Annotated in this window: 19 protein-coding genes; 14 read left to right on the plus strand and 5 right to left on the minus strand. The window is 62.1% G+C overall.

The window, feature by feature from the left end; translation table 11 throughout:
* Positions 1 to 52: 52 nt before the first annotated feature.
* Positions 53 to 1,297 carry a class I SAM-dependent methyltransferase gene (locus H8F24_RS16830; RefSeq protein ID WP_370594767.1) on the minus strand — a complete coding sequence of 415 codons (1,245 nt, stop codon included), beginning with the start codon at positions 1,295 to 1,297 and terminating at the stop codon, positions 53 to 55.
* A 192-nt stretch (positions 1,298 to 1,489) separates the two neighbouring features.
* Between H8F24_RS16830 and H8F24_RS16835 the strand changes: the two genes are divergently transcribed.
* On the plus strand, positions 1,490 to 2,287 hold the full coding sequence (locus H8F24_RS16835; RefSeq protein ID WP_197172511.1) for a TPM domain-containing protein: 798 nt from the start codon (positions 1,490 to 1,492) through the stop codon (positions 2,285 to 2,287).
* Between the two features lie 123 nt (positions 2,288 to 2,410).
* Here H8F24_RS16835 and H8F24_RS16840 read toward each other — a convergent pair whose 3' ends face one another.
* The 3 genes from H8F24_RS16840 to H8F24_RS16850 all read right to left on the minus strand — a co-directional run bounded on the left by H8F24_RS16840 (position 2,411) and on the right by H8F24_RS16850 (position 5,578).
* Entirely contained in the window at positions 2,411 to 3,016 is a 606-nt protein-coding gene (locus H8F24_RS16840; RefSeq protein WP_370594768.1) for an endolysin, read from the minus strand.
* A gap of 514 nt (positions 3,017 to 3,530) precedes the next feature.
* Positions 3,531 to 4,703 carry a hypothetical protein gene (locus H8F24_RS16845; RefSeq protein ID WP_370594769.1) on the minus strand — a complete coding sequence of 391 codons (1,173 nt, stop codon included), beginning with the start codon at positions 4,701 to 4,703 and terminating at the stop codon, positions 3,531 to 3,533.
* Positions 4,658 to 5,578, minus strand: a complete 921-nt coding sequence (locus H8F24_RS16850) for a TIGR04168 family protein (RefSeq protein WP_197159304.1) — start codon at positions 5,576 to 5,578, stop codon at positions 4,658 to 4,660. Before H8F24_RS16850 ends, H8F24_RS16845 begins: the two co-directional genes overlap by 46 nt.
* A gap of 139 nt (positions 5,579 to 5,717) precedes the next feature.
* Here H8F24_RS16850 and nadA point away from each other — a divergent pair, with 139 nt between their 5' ends.
* Complete coding sequence (gene nadA / locus H8F24_RS16855; protein ID WP_370594642.1) at positions 5,718 to 6,689, plus strand: quinolinate synthase NadA; 972 nt, start codon at positions 5,718 to 5,720, stop codon at positions 6,687 to 6,689.
* Between the two features lie 29 nt (positions 6,690 to 6,718).
* Here nadA and H8F24_RS16860 read toward each other — a convergent pair whose 3' ends face one another.
* Positions 6,719 to 7,786, minus strand: coding sequence for a class I fructose-bisphosphate aldolase (locus tag H8F24_RS16860; RefSeq protein ID WP_197155931.1), 1,068 nt, complete (start codon positions 7,784 to 7,786; stop codon positions 6,719 to 6,721).
* A 109-nt stretch (positions 7,787 to 7,895) separates the two neighbouring features.
* On the opposite strand from H8F24_RS16860, the gene H8F24_RS16865 reads away from it, so the two are divergent.
* The 12 genes from H8F24_RS16865 to H8F24_RS16910 all read left to right on the plus strand — a co-directional run bounded on the left by H8F24_RS16865 (position 7,896) and on the right by H8F24_RS16910 (position 18,634).
* Positions 7,896 to 8,924, plus strand: a complete 1,029-nt coding sequence (locus tag H8F24_RS16865; RefSeq protein ID WP_197170303.1) for a ligase-associated DNA damage response exonuclease — start codon at positions 7,896 to 7,898, stop codon at positions 8,922 to 8,924.
* A 102-nt stretch (positions 8,925 to 9,026) separates the two neighbouring features.
* Positions 9,027 to 9,230: a hypothetical protein gene (locus tag H8F24_RS16870; protein WP_197170304.1), complete on the plus strand. Its 204-nt coding sequence runs from the start codon at positions 9,027 to 9,029 to the stop codon at positions 9,228 to 9,230.
* A gap of 114 nt (positions 9,231 to 9,344) precedes the next feature.
* On the plus strand, positions 9,345 to 10,895 hold the full coding sequence (locus tag H8F24_RS16875) for an IS5 family transposase (RefSeq protein ID WP_197170305.1): 1,551 nt from the start codon (positions 9,345 to 9,347) through the stop codon (positions 10,893 to 10,895).
* 102 nt (positions 10,896 to 10,997) lie between these two features.
* Positions 10,998 to 11,288, plus strand: coding sequence for a mechanosensitive ion channel domain-containing protein (locus H8F24_RS16880; RefSeq protein ID WP_197170306.1), 291 nt, complete (start codon positions 10,998 to 11,000; stop codon positions 11,286 to 11,288).
* A 388-nt stretch (positions 11,289 to 11,676) separates the two neighbouring features.
* Entirely contained in the window at positions 11,677 to 12,225 is a 549-nt protein-coding gene (locus tag H8F24_RS16885) for a Crp/Fnr family transcriptional regulator (RefSeq protein ID WP_197155937.1), read from the plus strand.
* Positions 12,216 to 12,821 carry a nitroreductase family protein gene (locus tag H8F24_RS16890; RefSeq protein ID WP_197170307.1) on the plus strand — a complete coding sequence of 202 codons (606 nt, stop codon included), beginning with the start codon at positions 12,216 to 12,218 and terminating at the stop codon, positions 12,819 to 12,821. The genes H8F24_RS16885 and H8F24_RS16890 overlap by 10 nt, the downstream gene beginning before the upstream one ends.
* A 442-nt stretch (positions 12,822 to 13,263) precedes the next feature.
* Positions 13,264 to 13,395: a hypothetical protein gene (locus tag H8F24_RS19990; RefSeq protein WP_255518215.1), complete on the plus strand. Its 132-nt coding sequence runs from the start codon at positions 13,264 to 13,266 to the stop codon at positions 13,393 to 13,395.
* A gap of 167 nt (positions 13,396 to 13,562) precedes the next feature.
* Positions 13,563 to 13,850 (plus strand): transposase, encoded by a 288-nt coding sequence (locus tag H8F24_RS19750; RefSeq protein ID WP_231597691.1) that lies wholly within the window; start codon positions 13,563 to 13,565, stop codon positions 13,848 to 13,850.
* A gap of 49 nt (positions 13,851 to 13,899) precedes the next feature.
* Positions 13,900 to 14,733, plus strand: a complete 834-nt coding sequence (locus H8F24_RS16895) for an IS3 family transposase (RefSeq protein ID WP_231598221.1) — start codon at positions 13,900 to 13,902, stop codon at positions 14,731 to 14,733.
* A 21-nt stretch (positions 14,734 to 14,754) separates the two neighbouring features.
* Entirely contained in the window at positions 14,755 to 15,021 is a 267-nt protein-coding gene (locus H8F24_RS16900; RefSeq protein ID WP_197170308.1) for a hypothetical protein, read from the plus strand.
* Positions 15,022 to 15,108: 87 nt separating this feature from the next.
* Positions 15,109 to 16,710, plus strand: a complete 1,602-nt coding sequence (locus H8F24_RS16905; protein ID WP_197170309.1) for a vanadium-dependent haloperoxidase — start codon at positions 15,109 to 15,111, stop codon at positions 16,708 to 16,710.
* Between the two features lie 373 nt (positions 16,711 to 17,083).
* Entirely contained in the window at positions 17,084 to 18,634 is a 1,551-nt protein-coding gene (locus tag H8F24_RS16910) for an IS5 family transposase (protein ID WP_197155761.1), read from the plus strand.
* Positions 18,635 to 18,779: the final 145 nt, after the last annotated feature.

Below are 18,779 nucleotides of genomic sequence, written 5' to 3' on the forward strand. Positions count from 1 at the left end.
ATCCCGCAGGCTCAGCCCGCGGGCGGTGTGGGCAGCTCAGGGCTGCTTCGGCTCAGGGCTGGCGCAGAAAGGCTGGGGTGGACAAGGAACCTGGCTCGCCTTTGCTGAAGGCCAACCAGCGGAAATCGCCGAGGGCATGGGGATCGACCAGCCGCAGCAAGGCCTCGCGGCGGGCCAGTAAGGCGGCCAGATCGGCGCCGCTGCCCTGCTGCAGGCCATGCAGCCGTTGGGCCAGCCCCAGAGCCAGCAGCGCCTCACCCTGGCGGCACTGTCCCAGGGGCTGCCATCCCTCCGCCAGGGCCGCCGCCTCGAGGCTCTCCAGGCAGATGTGGGCGGTGAGATCCCAGTGGCCAGGGTCCCGCAGGGGATCGGCGCTGGCCGTCTGGTCGCGGTAGGCCATCAGGGTGCCGTCCTGGCGCTGGGGGGCGTAGTAGCGGCGGGCTTCGAGGGCGTAATCGATCACCAGCAGCCGGCCCCGACTCAGCCCGGCGGCACAGCTGCGCAGCCAGGGGGCCAGCTCGGGATGCAGCTCCGTGCACCAACCCGCAGGCAGCGGCGGAACGGCGGGGCCGGCAGCGGCCTCGCTGGCCCTGGGCGGGAGCCCCAGGGCTGCGAGTTGCGCCAGGGCCTCAGGTTCCAGGGGTTTGCCGGGCTCCAGCCGCAGCGCGAGCCCGGCGCTGCCCCCCTCGTGCAGGGCCACCACCTGCTGGCGCCAGAGGGCCCCGTCCCAGACGATCCGCTCCACCGCCAGGGCATCGAGCACCTCGTGGGCCAGCACCACCCCCCGCAGCGGCTGCGCCGCCAGCTGCTCGAAGCTGGCCCAGCGCAGCGGCAGGCTGAGGCCCTCGAGCTGGCGCCGCTGGCGTTCGGCCATGCCGGCATTGGGCTCCACCAGCACCAGTTCGGTGCGAGCCGCCAGCTGGGGCCAGTGCTGCTGCAGGGCTTCGGCCAGCTGGCGGGCCAGCTGACCTTCGCCGGGGCCCGTTTCCACCAGGGCCAGGGGCCCGCTGCCCTGGGCCGCCAGCTCCTCCAGCCAGGCGGCCAGCTGGGGAGCCAGCAGAGCCGCGAATTCGCCCCCCAGGGAGGGGGCGGTGGCGAAATCACCGCGGGGGCCGATGCGGAGATAGCCGCTGCCATAGGCCCCGTGCTCGGGATCGTGCAGCGCCCAGGCCATGAAGGTTCGGAAGGGCACCGAACCACCGGCGCTGCGCAGCCGCTCCAGCAGCCAGGCCGGCGGCGTGGAGGCCTCTGGAGCGAAACTGGCGGGGGCCGGCCGGGGAGCAGGGGGGCGGGTCACGTCAGCCGGCCTGGACGGAGAGAATGCAGAGCTACTGAAGCAGTCGGCATGGGCAGCATCGAGACGATCGGGGCTGAGGGGATCGGGGCCAAGCAGATCAGGCCTGACAGCCTCGGCCCGAACAGGAGCTCTGGACTGCAACAGAACCGTGCAACCTTTCGGCAGCGGCTGGCGGGGTTGGCCCTGGGCCTGATGCTGCTGCTGGGGGGCCTGGGATTCGCCGGCCTGGCCGCAGCGCCGGCCTTTGCCTACGACAACCCGGAGCTACTGCCGGATCACCCCACCCCGGTGATCGATCTGGCCAAGGCCCTCACTGACCAGCAGCGCAACAGCCTCGAGCAGCAGCTCGAGGGCTTCGAGCAGAGCAGCGGCTGGAAGCTGCGGGTGCTGACCCAGTACGAACGCACCCCGGGGCTGGCGGTGCGGGATTTCTGGGATCTGGATGAGCGCAGCCTGCTGCTGGTGGCCGATCCCCGCGGTGGCAACCTGCTCAACTTCAATGTGGGAGAAGCCCTGTTCGCCCTGATGCCGCGCACCTTCTGGGTGGAGCTGCAGACGCGTTACGGCAACCAGTACTACGTGCGTGATCATGGCGAAGACGGTGCCATCGTGGCTGCACTCACCGCAGTGGAGGGCTGCCTGGAACGGGGCGGTTGTCAGGTGGTGCCAGGCCTGCCCCGCGAGCAATGGCTGCTCACCCTCTCCACCTCCATCCTTGGCGGCGTGATCGCGGGGATCGCGGCCTATCCCCGCAAGGAGGGGCGCCGGGTGGAGTGGGCCTGGGTGATGCTGCTCTCCCCTCTGTGGCTGATCCTGTTCGGCGCCCTGGGGCTGGGACCGGTGGTGACCCGTACCAGTGATCTGCTGCCGGTGGTCCGCAACTCCCTGGCCTTTCTCGGCGCCGCCCTGGCTGCCTATCAGATTGCAGGCGCCACGATCGGTCGCCACAAGTTGCCAGCGGAAGGGTCGGATCCAGGCTCAAACTCCTGAACCCGAATTCAGCCTCAGATCCAAGAAAGGGACCGGAAACGCCAGTGGTCTGGTGCTGCCGGTCCTGACAGGAACTAGACCAGTCGATTCAGCGCCCGACACTGGGGCGAAGAGGCCTGAACCTCAACGCGCCGATCCCACGGCCTCAAGACGGCACTTCAGGGAGTCGTCATCGCAGGCTGGGCGGGCTGGAACCGAAGCCAGTTGCAATTCACGCTGCAACTCGCCACGGAGCCGGGCCAGATTTTCCTCGTAGAAGCGCCTCAGGTCGTTGTAGCGCTTCACGGGTTGGCCATAGAAGCTGGAGCCCGCCAGGGTAGGGAAGGAGGCCCATTCCGGAGCGAGCTTTGCCACGAGTTGGGGCGTGAGTTCCCCTTGATCAGCCAAGGCCAGAGCACCGCGACGCTGGACAAGGAAAATGGCTGCCTGGTCCTGAGCGTGGGCATTGAAGCCCACGAGGCCCAGGGCCTGACTGGCCATCGTCCAGGTGAAGGGCATGAACTGGTAAGCACCGGCTGCGGCACTGGCATAGCGGGCCGAGCGCACCACTCGGTTGGGGTGGCGTTCGAGGCTGTCCATCAGGCCACCACCGAACATGATCCAGTACCCGAGGTCACCACCGTTGGCCCAGGTGCCCTCCGCGTAGCGAATCGTGTTGAGCAGGGCACGACGCTCGGGGGTGATGGCGAAGGTGGCCGGAGCAGGCGGTGGCGTGGAAGGCTGGACCATCCGGGTGGAAACTCGGGGGGCCGGAGCCTGCGGCAGGGAACTCCAGGGATCAGTGGCTTCGGCGGCTCCGGCCGGAGCTGCCAGGACAGAGGCACTGGCGGAGCCCAGCAATGAGAGGGCCGAAATCAGTGAAAAGGAGCGACGAAGCAAAACGGATGCAGCGAAGGACAGGTCAAGGCAGGGCTAGGAAACAAATCCCATTAGCCGTGGAATGGCGCAGTCCGCATGACGCATCACGCGGAAATCAAAAGGAATGTAGAAGGAGTTGTAAAAAACTGAACCTTACTTGCTCGATGATTGACCGAATCGGAGAGAAAGCACCGATCCATCGCCGGCGGAATTCTTCGACATCAACCTGGAAGCATGAGTCTCAATGCGGGGCCAATTTGGCTAACGAGGGCACCCGACGCGATCTTGACCGTGACGGTCGCACGAGTGTCCACTCGCATCAAAAATGGAACTGCGGCATTCAAACCACCGTCCCGACAGGATTTCGAGGGATTTTGGGTACAGATCATCCAATTGTGCGCCGCAGATACATCGGCACTGCTGATCTTTCCTCAGCAAGGGTAACGATTGCTGCAGCGGCCTCAGCAGCCCCTTGGGTCGGGAGTGGAGTTCCGGTTGGGGGCAGCAAGGGCTGATCCAGTTGCCAGTCGCCGCGTCGCAGCTGCTCCTGGCTGAGCAGCCGATGCCAGCCGATCCGCTGCAGATCCGCCTCCAGCACCGCCGCCTCGGCAAAACCCTCGCGATGCACCAGGTGGATGCCCACGTCCTGGCTGAGGGCCTCGCAGAAACTGCTGTACCCCGGTTTGGTGATCAACCGACCGATCAGGGGCATTGCATCGAGGGGTCGCACCCCAGGCGGCAGGAGCCGGCCATTGGGTGCGGCCGTCATGGCGAGATCGGGCCCAAGGAACACATGGTCGGGCCAGTGCGCCAGCAAGGCCGGATCGAGCGGGAAGCCCATGCCGCCGAAACTGATCAGCACACAGCTCTGCCGATCAGGCGGTAGCTGCAGCCGCTGCGCCAGATCAGCCAGATCGAGCCGGGGGCTGCTGCTGGTGAGGCCGATCGCCTGTTCGGGCAGATCCCAGGGCATCGGCAGGGCCAGCGGACAGCGCAGCAGCAGATCCCCGCAGCGGTACAGGGTGCGGCAGTGCTCGGCCCAGTCTGCGAAACGCTTGGCCTGATCCGGTTCCAGCTGGGGATCGGCGGCCATCGGCCCGTAGATCGCATCCCACCCAAAGCTGGCCAACCAGACCAGGGGCAGTCCCGTACGGCCGGCTAACTGGGCAGCCGCCGGCGGCACATCGCCCAGCACCAGGGCAGGCTCCCCCTGCTCCACCAACCAGGACGCCTCCCGCTCCAGCTGATCCGGCAAGGACCGCTCCAACTCCTCAAGCGCCTCGAGGGTGGCGGCCGGATCGGCGCCAAGGGCATCGGCCTGAATCACCCCCACATCCCAGCGGCAAGGCCGCTGCTCATGGGGAACAGGCCCAAGAGCCAGCTCCAGGAACGAGGCAGGCAGAGCCGTGCTGAGCACCAGCCGCCAGCCGGGCCGCAGCTTGACGAGTTCGGCCAGCACGGAGGCCGTTCGGGATCCATGCCCGAAACCGTGGGCACTGACGCAGGCCAGGATCAACATGAGGAACAGGCCGTGCTGTCGGTAACGGCTGCGGAGCATGCCGCGGCAGGGGGAGCCAGCGGAGCCGGGCCTGGGGCTGGCTCAGACCGCCAGAGCTTCTGCTCGTAATGCAGGGAGCCATCCAGGCCATACCAGCGGTGGCTCACGGCCGCCAGCTCCACTCCCCGGAATTCCACCCAGCTGAAGTGGCGCAGGGTGCGGCCGGCCTGATCCTCTCCATGGCGGGGCACACAGGCGGTGTTGAGGTAGGCGGTGCCACTGCGATCGCGGCAGAAGCTCCGCCGCTCCCCCTGTCCACGCCTGAGGGCATGGTGCATGTGGCCAAACACCACCAGAGGAACGGACCGCTGACGGCGGATCCCTTCCAGGGCCAGGGCCAGATCCTGATCGCCCCAGTCGCCGGCGGAGGCCTTCCAGTCGCGGCCACAGGGATCGCCCGGTTCACTGCCCAGGCCACTCGGACCGCAGTGGGAGAGCACCAGCAGCGGCAGGGAGGGATCGGCGGACAACGCCGCCTCACAGATGCGCCGGGCCGATTCCCGCATCTCCACCGGTCCGAACACAGCTCGCACGGCGCGGGACAGGTGAAAACCGCCGCCGGCACTGCCGGGTCGTGCCCCCACCACCGCCAGGCCGGGGGGAGAGAGCTGCCGCAGATCCCAGCCGCAGTGGAGATCACCGAGCAGGTCCAGCTGGCGTTGCAGGGTGCGACCGCTGGAATCGTGGCCGCTGTCGTGGTTCCCGAGAATGCAGGCGAGCGGCAGCTCCAGGCGGCGCAGCAGGGAGGGGATGCGGGGCTTGCCGTCGCTGAAATCCCCCACCAGCAGCAGGGCATCGGGCCGGATCAGCTCCAGCAGAGCGTGATCGCTCTGGTCCCACTGATCATGGGGATCACCGGCGATCGCGATCCTCAGCAGCGTGCCGCAGGACGCTCCGGATGAGGGACCGCCCGACGGGGAGCCACCTGAGCGGGAAAGGCCTGCTGCGGAGACCGATCGTTCAGCCAATACGGATCCCTAGGCTGGGATCATCCTGCCTGCCCCGAGGTTCCGGTTGGTTTCAGCCGCCCAGCTCACCAACGCAACCGACACCCTGGAGGTGCCCAGGGATCTGGCGGCGGCGATCCGCGAGCTCAGCCGCGAGCGGCGGGCCGTGATCCTGGCCCATTACTACCAGGACGACGCCATTCAGGACATCGCCGACTTCATCGGTGATTCGCTCGAACTCTCCCGCAAGGCGGCCAGCACCGACGCCGACGTGATCGTGTTCTGCGGCGTCCATTTCATGGCCGAGACCGCAAAGATCCTCAATCCCGGCAAGACCGTTCTGCTGCCCGACCTGGAGGCCGGCTGCTCCCTGGCGGATGCCTGTCCGGCCGATGGTTTCGCCGCCTTTCGAGCCGAGCATCCCGAGCACTTCGTGGTGAGCTACATCAATTGCTCCGCAGCAGTGAAGGCCCAGAGCGATCTGATCTGCACCAGCAGCAACGCCGTGGATCTGGTGCAGCAACTACCGGCCGACCAGCCGATCCTGTTCGCTCCCGATCAGAACCTGGGCCGCTGGGTGCAGCGCCAGAGCGGCCGGGAGCTCACCCTCTGGCCCGGCAGCTGCATGGTTCACGAGACCTTCAGTGAGCAGGCGCTGCTGCAGCTTCAACTGGAGCACCCGGACGCCGAGGTACTGGCCCACCCCGAGTGCCAGGAGCATCTGCTGGACCTGGCGGACTTCATCGGCTCCACCAGCAAGCTGCTGCACCGCGCCGCAGCCAGCCCGGCCCAGGAGTTGATCGTGCTCACTGAACCAGGGATCCTCCACCAGATGCGCAAGGCGGCGCCCTCCAAGACGTTCTTCGAGGTGCCCGGAGCCGATGGCTGCAGCTGCAACAGCTGCCCCTACATGCGGCTCAACACCCTGGAGAAGCTGTGGCGCTGCCTGCGGGATCTCAGCCCGGCGATCGAACTCGATGAATCCACCAGCCAGAGAGCCCTGATGCCGATCCAGCGGATGCTGGAGATGAGCCGCTGAGCAGCCTCCCTGGAGCTTGCCTGGGCTGCTCAGTAGCTGTAGTTGGCCACGTACAGAGACTTGCCATCGGAGGGCTGGGAGCCAGGCACGTAGATCCCCCGCGCCGCATCCCCATTGGCCCGGGCCCGGGCCAGCAGGGCCCCATGACCGGCCTCGATGTCAACGCCGGCCCAGTGCTTCAGGCACGACTGCTGCATGGCCCGGCCATAGGAAAAACCCAGATGCCAGGGAGCCCCATCGGCGGCGGCATTGATGGCATTGAGATAGACGCTGGCTTCCTCTTCGCTGAGACCACCGGAGAGGAACAGGATCGCCGGCACACTGGCCGGCACCGTCCGCTCGAGGGTGCGCAGGGTATAAGCGGCGGCCTGCTCGGGGCTTGGAGCCTGGGCGCAACCCATGCCCGGCAAGGTCATCGACGGCTTCAGCAGGCTGCCCTCGAGGAACACTCCGTTGATCGCCAGGGCCTCGTAGACAAGGCGCAGCACCCATTCCTGCACCGCGGCAGTGGTCTCGATGTCGTGGTCGCCATCCATCAGGATTTCGGGCTCCACGATCGGCACCAGTCCTTCCTCCTGCACGGTGCGGGCGTAACGGGCCAGCCCCCAGGCGTTCTCACGCACGCAGAGCTCCGACGGGCAGCCATCGGCGGTGATGCGCAGCACCGCGCGCCATTTGGCGAAGCGGGCACCACGTTCGTAGTACCGGGCGGCCCGCTGCTGGAGACCCTTGAGGCCGGTGCACCAGCTCTCACCGGACAGCCCACCGGCCAGAGGCTCCACCCCCTGATCGACCTTGATCCCCGGCACCAGGCCCTGGGCCTTGAACAGATCAAGAATCGAGCCACCGTCCGGGGCATCCTGAAACAGGGTTTCCTCGTAGAGGATCACGCCGCTGATCGCGTCGCCCAGGCCTGGGGCGGTGGCCAGCAGGGTGCGATAGGCCCGGCGATGCTCCTCGGTGTTCTCCACTCCAATCGCCGCAAAGCGCTTGCCGATCGTGCCGGTGGATTCATCGGCCGCCAGCAGACCGGTGCCTGGAGCCGCCAGAGCGGCCGCCGTGCTCGCCAGCTCTTCGCGAAAGGCGTCGAGCGCCATGGGCCTGCTGCATCAGTTAGTCCATGGCTAGAGGGACTGCAGCGCGCCGTCAACGGCGCGGCATCGCCAGGATGCGGTGATCGCGCCAGCACCCTGTTCGTTCCGCGCCATGCCCCTGCCGCCGGATGGTCTGCTGCAGCTCACCCCCGAGGGCCTGTACTGCCCGGCGGCCCAGGCCTGGATTGATCCCTGGCGACCGGTGCCGCGGGCGTTGATCAGTCACGCCCATGCCGACCATGCCCGCCCCGGCTGCGGTGAATACTGGGCGATCGGCGCCAGTGAGGCGATCCTGCGGCAACGGCTCGGCAGCGCCATTGAGCTGAACCGCGTCGTCTACGACCAGGAGCTCAGAATCGGCGCGGCGCGGGTGTCATTCCATTCCGCCGGCCATGTGCTCGGTTCGGCCCAGGTGCGGCTGGAGGCCGGCGGCGAAAGCTGGCTGGTGAGCGGCGATTACAAGCGCTGCGCCGATCCCAGCTGCCAGCCGTTCCAACCTGTGCAGGCCGATGTGTTCATCACAGAAGCCACCTTCGCCCTGCCGATCTACCGCTGGCGTCCCGGCGCCGAGGTGGCCACTGAGATCCAGCGGTGGTGGCAGACGGCACCGGATCGTCCATCGATTCTGTTTGCCTATGCCTTCGGTAAGGCGCAGCGAATCCTGGCGGAGCTCCACGCCGTCGGCGTGAGCGACGAAGTGTTGCTCCATGGCGCCGTTCAGGCCCTGATGCCGGCCTACCGCGAGGCGGGCCTAGCACTGCCGCCCACCCAGGCAGTGAGCGCAATCCCGCGAAGCGACTCCCTGGCGGGCCGCCTGGTGATCGCGCCACCGGCCGCCCATCGTTCAGCCTGGATAAAGCGCTTCCGATGGCCCCAGACGGCCTTCGTGAGCGGCTGGATGGCGGTGCGCGGCGCCCGGCGACGCCGGGGCTTCGAACGCGGATTCGTGCTGAGTGACCATGCCGACTGGGACGGCCTGGTGCGCACGGTCAAGGACACCAGCGCCCGGCAGGTGTACGTGACCCATGGTAAGGCAGATAGCCTAGCCCGCTATCTGCGTGAGATCGAGGGGATCAGCGCCGAACCACTGGAGGGGCACGGCGTGGCCGATCGGGGGGAGGATGGAGCCGAGATGGATTGATCCCACTGAACTGGCTGCCACGGCTGTTCAGCGCACCGCTTGTTCAGCGCACCGCTGATTCCGCTGGGGCGGCAATCGCTGTCATTACTCCGGTTGCTGCAGGTGGGAGGCCTGCTGCTGGTCGTGACCGCGGCGGCACGACTGCTCCGCTTTGTGCTGGCCAAGGGGGTGCTGGTCTGGCTGGGCCTGAAGGAAAGTCGCCGCGAGGCGATCGGAACGCTGCTGGCCCTGGGACTGGCGGCGTTCGGCGACGTGGCCGTGGCCCAGGGCATGGGGCTCGATTTCCGGGGCCTGGCAGTCATGTAGGGACTCCTGAAAAATCCAGATCCATTGCGCCGCAGCTGGTCTCAAGCATGAGAAACCGCTAAAGTGGCCGTGAATCAGGCAATCCGTGATTGCCTTTACTCCTGATCGTTCCATATGTACCGGAGGCACAATAACGGTCAGATCTCAATCAAGGAGTTCCACCTGCCATTTGGCGGCACACTTGATCCCGAGAATCGCTGGGTTCAACTGGAGGGGCTGATCCCATGGGATGAGCTGGAAGAAACCTATGCCCCTCAATTCAGCGCCACAATTGGCGCTCCAGCCAAATCAGTGAGAATGGCCTTTGGTGCTCTCTACATCAAACAGAAGTTAGGGCTCACCGACGAAGAGACAGTCCATCAGATCAGAGAGAACGCCTATATTCAGTTCTTTCTCGGCTTTGCGGGCTACACAGCTAAGGCACCGTTTGATGCCTCGATGATGGTGCACTTTCGCAAGCGTTTTTCTGACGAGGATCTGCGCCGTATCAACGAGCTGGTGGTGCAGCGCGGCAAAGAGATCCTTCTGGAAGCACTTGCTCAGGCAGCAGACGATGACGACCATGATGATCGTGATTCCAGTGGAGGAGGCGCTCAGCTAGAACTTGATGCGTTGATCAAGCCTGCTGACTGGCCAGAAGGAAAGAATTGGGGCACTCTCACGATTGATGCCAGTTGCACTCCAGCCGACATCACCTATCCCAGAGACCTCAAGCTCCTCAACGAGGCTCGCACAACGACCGAGCGAGTCATTGATGATCTGTGCAGTCAGTCATCGGGATTCAGGAGACATCGACCTCGCTACGACCGTGGCCTTGCTCGTGCTCATTTCCTGAGAGTGGCGAAGCAAAAACGACCACGTCGCCGCAAAGTGAAGGCTGCCATTAAACATCAGCTTGGCTATGTGCGGCAGAATCTCAAGGCCATTGATGCTCTGATCGGCTGCGGGGCAAGGCTTTCCGAGCTTAAGAGGCATTGGTGGCAGAAGTTGTTGGCCTGCAGCGAGTTGGAGCGGCAACAGGGCCTTCTGCTCGCCTCTCAGACCAACAGCATTCCAGACCGCCTGGTGAATCTTGTGCAGACCCATATCCGCCCAATGGTGCGAGGCAAAGCACGTGCTGCGGTGGAGTTTGGAGCCAAAATCAGTGTTTCGGTTCAAAACGGCTTTCCGTTCTTGCACCGCACAAGCTGGAACCCCTACAACGAAGGAGAAGACCTTATCGCTCAGGCGGAAAAATACAAGCTGGATACAGGATCTTACCCAGAGCGAATCTGCGCCGACCGGATTTATATCACGGCCAAGAATAGGCATTTCTGCACGAGGAACGGTATTCGCCTCTCCGGCAAGCGATTGGGTCGCCCGCCCAAGGATCCTGATGTCACCACTGCACACAAGCACCAGCTCCGATCTGATCAAGCTCGACGCAATGAAGTGGAAGGCGTCTTTGGCTCTGGAAAGCGCAAGTATTCCCTGGATCTGATCATGGCTCGTCTACCAGCTGGTGCCGAATCCTCCATCTCGATGGCCTTTGTCGTGATGTGCGCGGAAAAGGTCTTGAGGCTGCTGCGCCTCTTTTTTGTCCTTCTTTTTGGGTGGATCTACAGCTTTTTTATGGCCTGGTCAGCGATCAGAGCGCCTGAGGGCATCTGCAAGCCATGCTTTTGAGATCTGGCCGACTTGATGTCACCGCGCTTGCCAGCCTGATTAACGCGAAGCAAACGGACGAATCCGGCGCCGATGGGCCGAGAATCTTTTTCAGGAGTCCCCATGTACGGGGCCCGTAGCGTCGGTGTTTGCTTCGGATTGCAGGACCTGACCCGCAACCTCAGCAGTGGCCTCACCCTGCTGCTGAAGAGCAGGCTCAAGGTGGGCGATCTGATCGAATCCGCCTCCATCTGCGACTACATCCGCGAGATCTCCTTTCGCTCCACGGTGATCCGCACGTTCCAGGGGCCAGAGATCGTGCTGCCCAACGCCATGATCACCAACACCCCGGTACACAAGCTCAGCGACGCGAGCAGCGACGGGCGGGTCGATGTGGTGGTGAGCGTGATGTAGAGCTGTAACCCCTGCTAGTGACGGAGGCTTTGCTGGAGGCGGGGTTGGCGGTGCCACAGAAGCTGGAGTTCGAGTTGTGGGTCTGGACTAGCGCCATCCATAGCCAGGCCCTGCTGCGCAGCGCCCTGACTTACGCCATTCAGCATGGACTCAGCGCCCGTGGGATTCACCTTCAGGGCGAGAAGCAGATGATGCAACTCCTGCCCAGCAGGATGGCGAGGCCGCAGGCCGGTGAGACGCCCACCGCGCCATAACCGAAGCCTCATCCGAAGCCCCTGCCGGCACGGGAGCAGCGGCTGGCAGAGATTCCCTGTTTCAGCAATCTCGATGCCCGCAGGCTGCGTGAACTGGTGGAAGCGACGCTCGCCGAAGGGTTGCAGCCGGAGAGGTGCTGATCCACAAGGCAGAAGACAGTCTTGCGCTCCATCTGGTACTGGAGGGTCGCATCACCGCCATCCAGGAGACGGATCGCATCAGCCGCCAACTGTTCAGCTTCGGTGAGGCGGAGTTCTTCGGTGAACAACCCCATCGACTGCCGGTGGCTTATCCCACCTCGATGTGGGCCACGGAAGACAGCCTCGTGTTTGACATCCCCAGTGGCAGTTTCAGGGAACTGCTGGCGGCTAGACCCGACTTCTCGGAGACGGTGTCGCAGGCCGTGGCCCGCTTCAGTGATGTGCGGCGCAGCGATGAAACCTGCCTGCCCGAGCGAGGCCTGCTGGACGATGTCGACCTGGTGCAGCCGCTGCAGAGGTTGCGCGATCGGCTGCGAGAGGTGCTGTCCAACCAACCATGCAGCCGACACGACCAATCGACTGTCCCATGCCCCCCCGTGACCGGCTTGGTCAGCGGCAGGATTGTGGAGATCTGGAGAAATCCAGCCGGGGCCGATAGGGTCGACATCCAGAACCTCTGCCCCGCCTTGCCATGGACGTGATCGACGCCATCTACGCGCGGCGGGCCGTGAAGCACTTCGATCCGAGCCATCGCTTGACCGCGGAGGAGGAACGGCGGCTGCTCGAGGCCACCATCCAGGCGCCCACCAGCTTCAACATCCAGCACTGGCGGTTTGTGATCCTGCGTGATCCGGCGCTGCGGAGCACGATCCGCAAGGAGTACGGCAACGACCAGGCCCAGATCACCGATGCCTCGCTGCTGGTGTTGTTCACCGCCGACGTCAAGGCCTGGAGCAAGCAGCCGCAGCGCTACTGGGCAGGAGCTCCCCAGCCGGTGGCCGATCTGCTGGTGGGCTGGATGGGCCCTTTCCATGACGGGAGGGAGTGGCTGCAGCGCGATGAAGCCCAGCGCTCGATCGGCCTGGCCATGCAGACCCTGATGCTGGCCGCCACCGGCATGGGCTATCAGAGCTGTCCGATGATCGGCTTCGAGATCGAGAAACTGGCCGAGCTGATCCACCTGCCGGCAGACCACGTGATGGGGCCGATGGTGGCGATCGGCAAGGGCACCCAGGAGCCCTGGCCAAAGCCCGGCCAGCTCCCGCTGAAGGAGCTCGTGGTCGAAAACGGGTTCTGAGCCATTGCAGGGCACATCAAGCTTGTCGGCCCCCAATCCTGCTGGGATCACTGGAGGCAGGGCAGTGCCCCCATTGACCACGACCGTCAGGAGCCACCTCAGCGACGCTGCCGAGCTTCAGGACAATCCTGGGGGCGCTCACGGCCCTGGGCGGGGCGGATCTGCGGGCAACAAAGCAACCTGAGGGGGTGCTGGAATGGAACGACATCACCGACGAGACGGTGAAGACCAAGCTGCTGAGCCACAGGGGGTTCAGAAACTCGCCACGGTCGCCCCTGAGAAGCAGGAGTGACTGGAAACAGAAGAGGGAGTAGAAGCTGGTGCCCAGACGAAACGCCTTGGCCGTCTCGTTCTTGGCTACATCAAAAACCACGTCTTCCTGCATCGGAAGCTTGACATTTCCGGCATTAGGATTGCCCGTTGTGCTGCAACGCCCCCCTGCATGGTCCAGCAGCTGGCCGCCTCTGCGGTGCTGCTGGATGTAGACACCAGCGCCCGCCAGGCACTGGCGATGGATCCGGCCCTGATGCTGGGGCCGGGCCTCGGCCGAGCCTGCAGGATGAGTGACAGGTGAAGCCAGCGATCTGGAAGCAGGTGAGGCGAGCAGTGGATGCCGTGGATGAACCAGGGCAGTTTCTGCTACCGGTTCGTCGGTGCCGGGTGAGGTGGTCTGGCTTTTCTGGACAGGCCCCATCGTTAACCTCTGAGGCGGGGTACCGCCCCTGAAAGGGGCTCCCACCGATGAGCAAGCGCCGCACCCACAGCCCCGAGTTCAAGGCCAGGGTCGCCATGGAGGCGATCAGTGGCCGCAAGACGATCCAGGAGATCGCCGCCGACCACGCCATCCACCCGATCCAGGTGAGCCAGTGGAAGCGGCAGCTCCTGGACGGTGCCAGCGAGCTCTTCACCCGAGGCAAGAAGACCAAGGACAAGGAGGAGGGGCAGGCCAAGGAGGCGGAGCTGTTCCAGCAGATCGGACGGCTGCAGATGGAGCTGGAGTGGCTCAAAAAAAAGTCTCAACTGCTCTGATGCCCGTGAACTGCGCAAGCTGGTCGATCACGACCACCCCGAGCTCAGCATCAGCAGGCAGTGTGCGCTGCTGGGGCTGCCTCGATCCACGCTGTACTACCGGCCGACACCGGTCCGTGTATCGACGCTGCGGATCATGGCCAGGATCGATGCTCTCTACCTGGAGGATCCCTGCAGCGGCAGCCGCCGGATGGTGGACTATCTGGCCCAAGATGGTATCCCGATCAGCCGAGATCGAGTGCGAAACCTCATGCGGCGCATGGGATTACGGGCGATCTACCAGAAGCCCCGGACGACGGTTCCAGGTGATCCGTCCGTGCGGTTCCCCTGCCTGGTGGACCTCACGCAGGTCACGTCGGTGGATCAGGTCTGGGCGACCGACATCACCTACATCCCTCTGCAGAAAGGGTTCCTCTATCTGGTGGCGATCATGGATCTCCATTCCAGGCATGTGCTCAGCTGGAGGCTCTCCAACAGCCTTGACACGAAGTTCTGTCTGGAGGCCCTGGAGATGGCCTTGGGAGGCGGCCGTAGGCCAGAGATCTTCCACTCCGATCAAGGCTGTCAGTTCACGTCCGCTGACTTTGTGGCCAGACTCAAAGGGGAGCGGATCCAGATCAGCTGGTCCGGCAGAAAGCGGTGCTACGACAACATCCTTGTTGAACGGCTGTGGAGGACTGTCAAGTACGAGGAGGTCTACCTACGGGCATACAGCGATGGCTGGGACGCTGAAATCAGCCTGGCCCGCTTCCTGTGGCGGTATTGCCATGTAAGACCTCACAGTTCCCTTGGAGGCAAAACTCCCCACGCGGTCTACACTGAGGCCGAACCATGTTCCACCCGTCCTGGGTTAACGATGTCAGGGGCCGGAACTGTCCAATAAAAGGCACCCACCTCAGGGGCCTTGCCGCAGCAGGTCTGTGATCGCCGGAACATGGAGAACAGCTGGCACCGGTCTCGCGATACCCAGCGACAGAAAGGCGCCCAACGCGACCGCGAGGACAACGGCGTTCAGATCATGGCCACGCTCAGGAGCCTGACGATGGATGCGCTGCACTTCGATGGGTTCTGGTCGATCATCAAAGACCTGGCCGCGTTGTCGCACGACATCAAGGGCTTGCTGCCATTGCTGGGCTGGCGAGAACCAGCTCAGGCCATCAGCCCTGAATAAAGTCAGATGAGTTCTAGCCGATTCAGGCCCAAGAGATGGTTCGGGACCACGATGGGTTAGACAAGAGGATCGTTCTATCTTGGAACTGTGTCGAACTCAGAAAGGCGCGCCCTGGACGCGATAGAAGTCTCGAAACCAATCCTGCAGCGGGTTGATCTCGACTCCCCTACCCTTAACACCGAAACAGTAAGCACAGATGGCAATACGACCGTCATCTTCGAACTCGCACATCTAGCGACCGAAGCGGTTGCATCGAAGACCGTCAAGATAGACGGCCTCATCGGACCGACAATTGCGGCACGTTTCTATGCAGCAGCAGGCTCGGCATTTTACGAAGCTGATCAACTTTTTGACCCCAATAGCTTCACAAGCCTAGGATCGAAGAAGTCGGACCGACTACTTGAGCGTCAAGTCATAAAATTCACCAAAGATCTAAGCGATGAACTCCGTGAAAAGTTCATAGACAATGTAACTGCCTACGCAGCCGGCGCAACGATGCTTGCGCAAGCTCCCGACTCAGCGCCGCTGATTGAGCTATCACTGCCAAGTATTTTAAAATCGATTCCATCCAAGTTAGATGCGAAGGCACGCAAGCTTGGCAATAAGATTGCAGTCCGTGTCAATGATTTTTATGCCAACGACGGCTCTACTGATTCTGTCAATTACGAGTCCGTGAATGGCGGGCCGGCAGAGATTCGGATCATAGATCGCTGGAGCCCCGAGTACCGTGTAGGGGGAGATCCATCCAGTGGCTTGCAAACATTCTTGACGCCGCAGTGGGGAGATGTACGTCAGATTCTTGACGGGAAAAAGCTGGATACTCTCAAGGATAGCGTTTCACGACCCGAGCCTTTCTTACTTGTTGATGGTGCTTCATATGACTTGGCCAATGGGACAATAACTTATGATGGACAAACCCAGCCCATTACCACTGAGCTCATAGGTACACTGATCAACCCCAGGTTCATCGCTCAGGCTCAGCGCGTTGTCGACGCCAGCGCAAATCTCACGCCAGAAGAGAAGCTGATTGCAGAGTTCTGGGAGGATGGAGCAGGAACAGGCTTCCCGCCTGGTACATGGATGGAATTCGGCAGATTTGCATCAGAGCTAAACGATAACAATCGAAGCGAAGACGCACGTCTCTTCTTTGCTATCGGACAAGCCCTTTATTCAGCTGGGGTGGCCGCCTGGGGCTTAAAGACAGAAACTGATTATGGTCGGCCTCAATCAGCGATCACAGAACTCAGTCGTCTTGGCCTGCTACGCGACGAGGATTTGCTGGCTCCTGGAATTCAAGTCTTTGCCTACTCTAGAGAGACACAGCAGCGAGAGCTTATCAATGGCGTCGACTGGGAGACGTATCAGACACTTGGAGCAGGATACTCTCCGCCTTTTGCCGAATTTGTATCTGGGCACAGTACGTTTTCCTCTGCCGCTGGCAAGATCATCGATCTTATCACTGGCAACGCATATTTTGGCGCCTCTGTAACCACAACATCACTAATTGAGAAGTCAAAGAATATCCCGATTACACTGTCTTGGGCTACATGGCAAGACGCCTGGCTGGAATCAGGGATTTCTCGTATTTATGGTGGCATTCATTTTGACGACGCAAACCAGGGTGGGCTCCTGCTTGGGCAGCAGATAGGCGAAGCTGTATTCAATCAGATCTCTGATCTCTGGTCGTAAATACCGCCGCTACCGGATGCTTTAGAATTGACACTTACAACGTCTCCGAAAGAATCAAGATGCCTCCATGGTTTAGCCAAAAGCATGATCGTGAGCTCAGTTATATACGGTCCATAGCCAGTTGAGGCGAACTGGCCATTCTGAACAGGCCCCCTCGTCAACCTCTGAGGCAGGAACTTTCTCCTGAACAGAGTTATTCGCTGCTGGTGTGATCCAAGTGTCACTATCTCTCGAAGCCTGATACCACAAGACTTCTTGGGGACTCCTGAACAATCCAGATCCATTGCGCCGCAGCTGGTCTCAAGCATGAGAAACCGCTAAAGTGGCCGTGAATCAGGCAATCCGTGATTGCCTTTACTCCTGATCGTTCCATATGTACCGGAGGCACAATAACGGTCAGATCTCAATCAAGGAGTTCCACCTGCCATTTGGCGGCACACTTGATCCCGAGAATCGCTGGGTTCAACTGGAGGGGCTGATCCCATGGGATGAGCTGGAAGAAACCTATGCCCCTCAATTCAGCGCCACAATTGGCGCTCCAGCCAAATCAGTGAGAATGGCCTTTGGTGCTCTCTACATCAAACAGAAGTTAGGGCTCACCGACGAAGAGACAGTCCATCAGATCAGAGAGAACGCCTATATTCAGTTCTTTCTCGGCTTTGCGGGCTACACAGCTAAGGCACCGTTTGATGCCTCGATGATGGTGCACTTTCGCAAGCGTTTTTCTGACGAGGATCTGCGCCGTATCAACGAGCTGGTGGTGCAGCGCGGCAAAGAGATCCTTCTGGAAGCACTTGCTCAGGCAGCAGACGATGACGACCATGATGATCGTGATTCCAGTGGAGGAGGCGCTCAGCTAGAACTTGATGCGTTGATCAAGCCTGCTGACTGGCCAGAAGGAAAGAATTGGGGCACTCTCACGATTGATGCCAGTTGCACTCCAGCCGACATCACCTATCCCAGAGACCTCAAGCTCCTCAACGAGGCTCGCACAACGACCGAGCGAGTCATTGATGATCTGTGCAGTCAGTCATCGGGATTCAGGAGACATCGACCTCGCTACGACCGTGGCCTTGCTCGTGCTCATTTCCTGAGAGTGGCGAAGCAAAAACGACCACGTCGCCGCAAAGTGAAGGCTGCCATTAAACATCAGCTTGGCTATGTGCGGCAGAATCTCAAGGCCATTGATGCTCTGATCGGCTGCGGGGCAAGGCTTTCCGAGCTTAAGAGGCATTGGTGGCAGAAGTTGTTGGCCTGCAGCGAGTTGGAGCGGCAACAGGGCCTTCTGCTCGCCTCTCAGACCAACAGCATTCCAGACCGCCTGGTGAATCTTGTGCAGACCCATATCCGCCCAATGGTGCGAGGCAAAGCACGTGCTGCGGTGGAGTTTGGAGCCAAAATCAGTGTTTCGGTTCAAAACGGCTTTCCGTTCTTGCACCGCATAAGCTGGAACCCCTACAACGAAGGAGAAGACCTTATCGCTCAGGCGGAAAAATACAAGCTGGATACAGGATCTTACCCAGAGCGAATCTGCGCCGACCGGATTTATATCACGGCCAAGAATAGGCATTTCTGCACGAGGAACGGTATTCGCCTCTCCGGCAAGCGATTGGGTCGCCCGCCCAAGGATCCTGATGTCACCACTGCACACAAGCACCAGCTCCGATCTGATCAAGCTCGACGCAATGAAGTGGAAGGCGTCTTTGGCTCTGGAAAGCGCAAGTATTCCCTGGATCTGATCATGGCTCGTCTACCAGCTGGTGCCGAATCCTCCATCTCGATGGCCTTTGTCGTGATGTGCGCGGAAAAGGTCTTGAGGCTGCTGCGCCTCTTTTTTGTCCTTCTTTTTGGGTGGATCTACAGCTTTTTTATGGCCTGGTCAGCGATCAGAGCGCCTGAGGGCATCTGCAAGCCATGCTTTTGAGATCTGGCCGACTTGATGTCACCGCGCTTGCCAGCCTGATTAACGCGAAGCAAACGGACGAATCCGGCGCCGATGGGCCGAGAATCTTTTTCAGGAGTCCCTACTGAGGGACTCCTGAACAATCCAGATCCATTGCGCCGCAGCT

The organism is Synechococcus sp. CBW1002, assembly GCF_015840915.1.
In the GTDB taxonomy this organism is placed as follows: Bacteria; Cyanobacteriota; Cyanobacteriia; order PCC-6307; family Cyanobiaceae; genus CBW1002.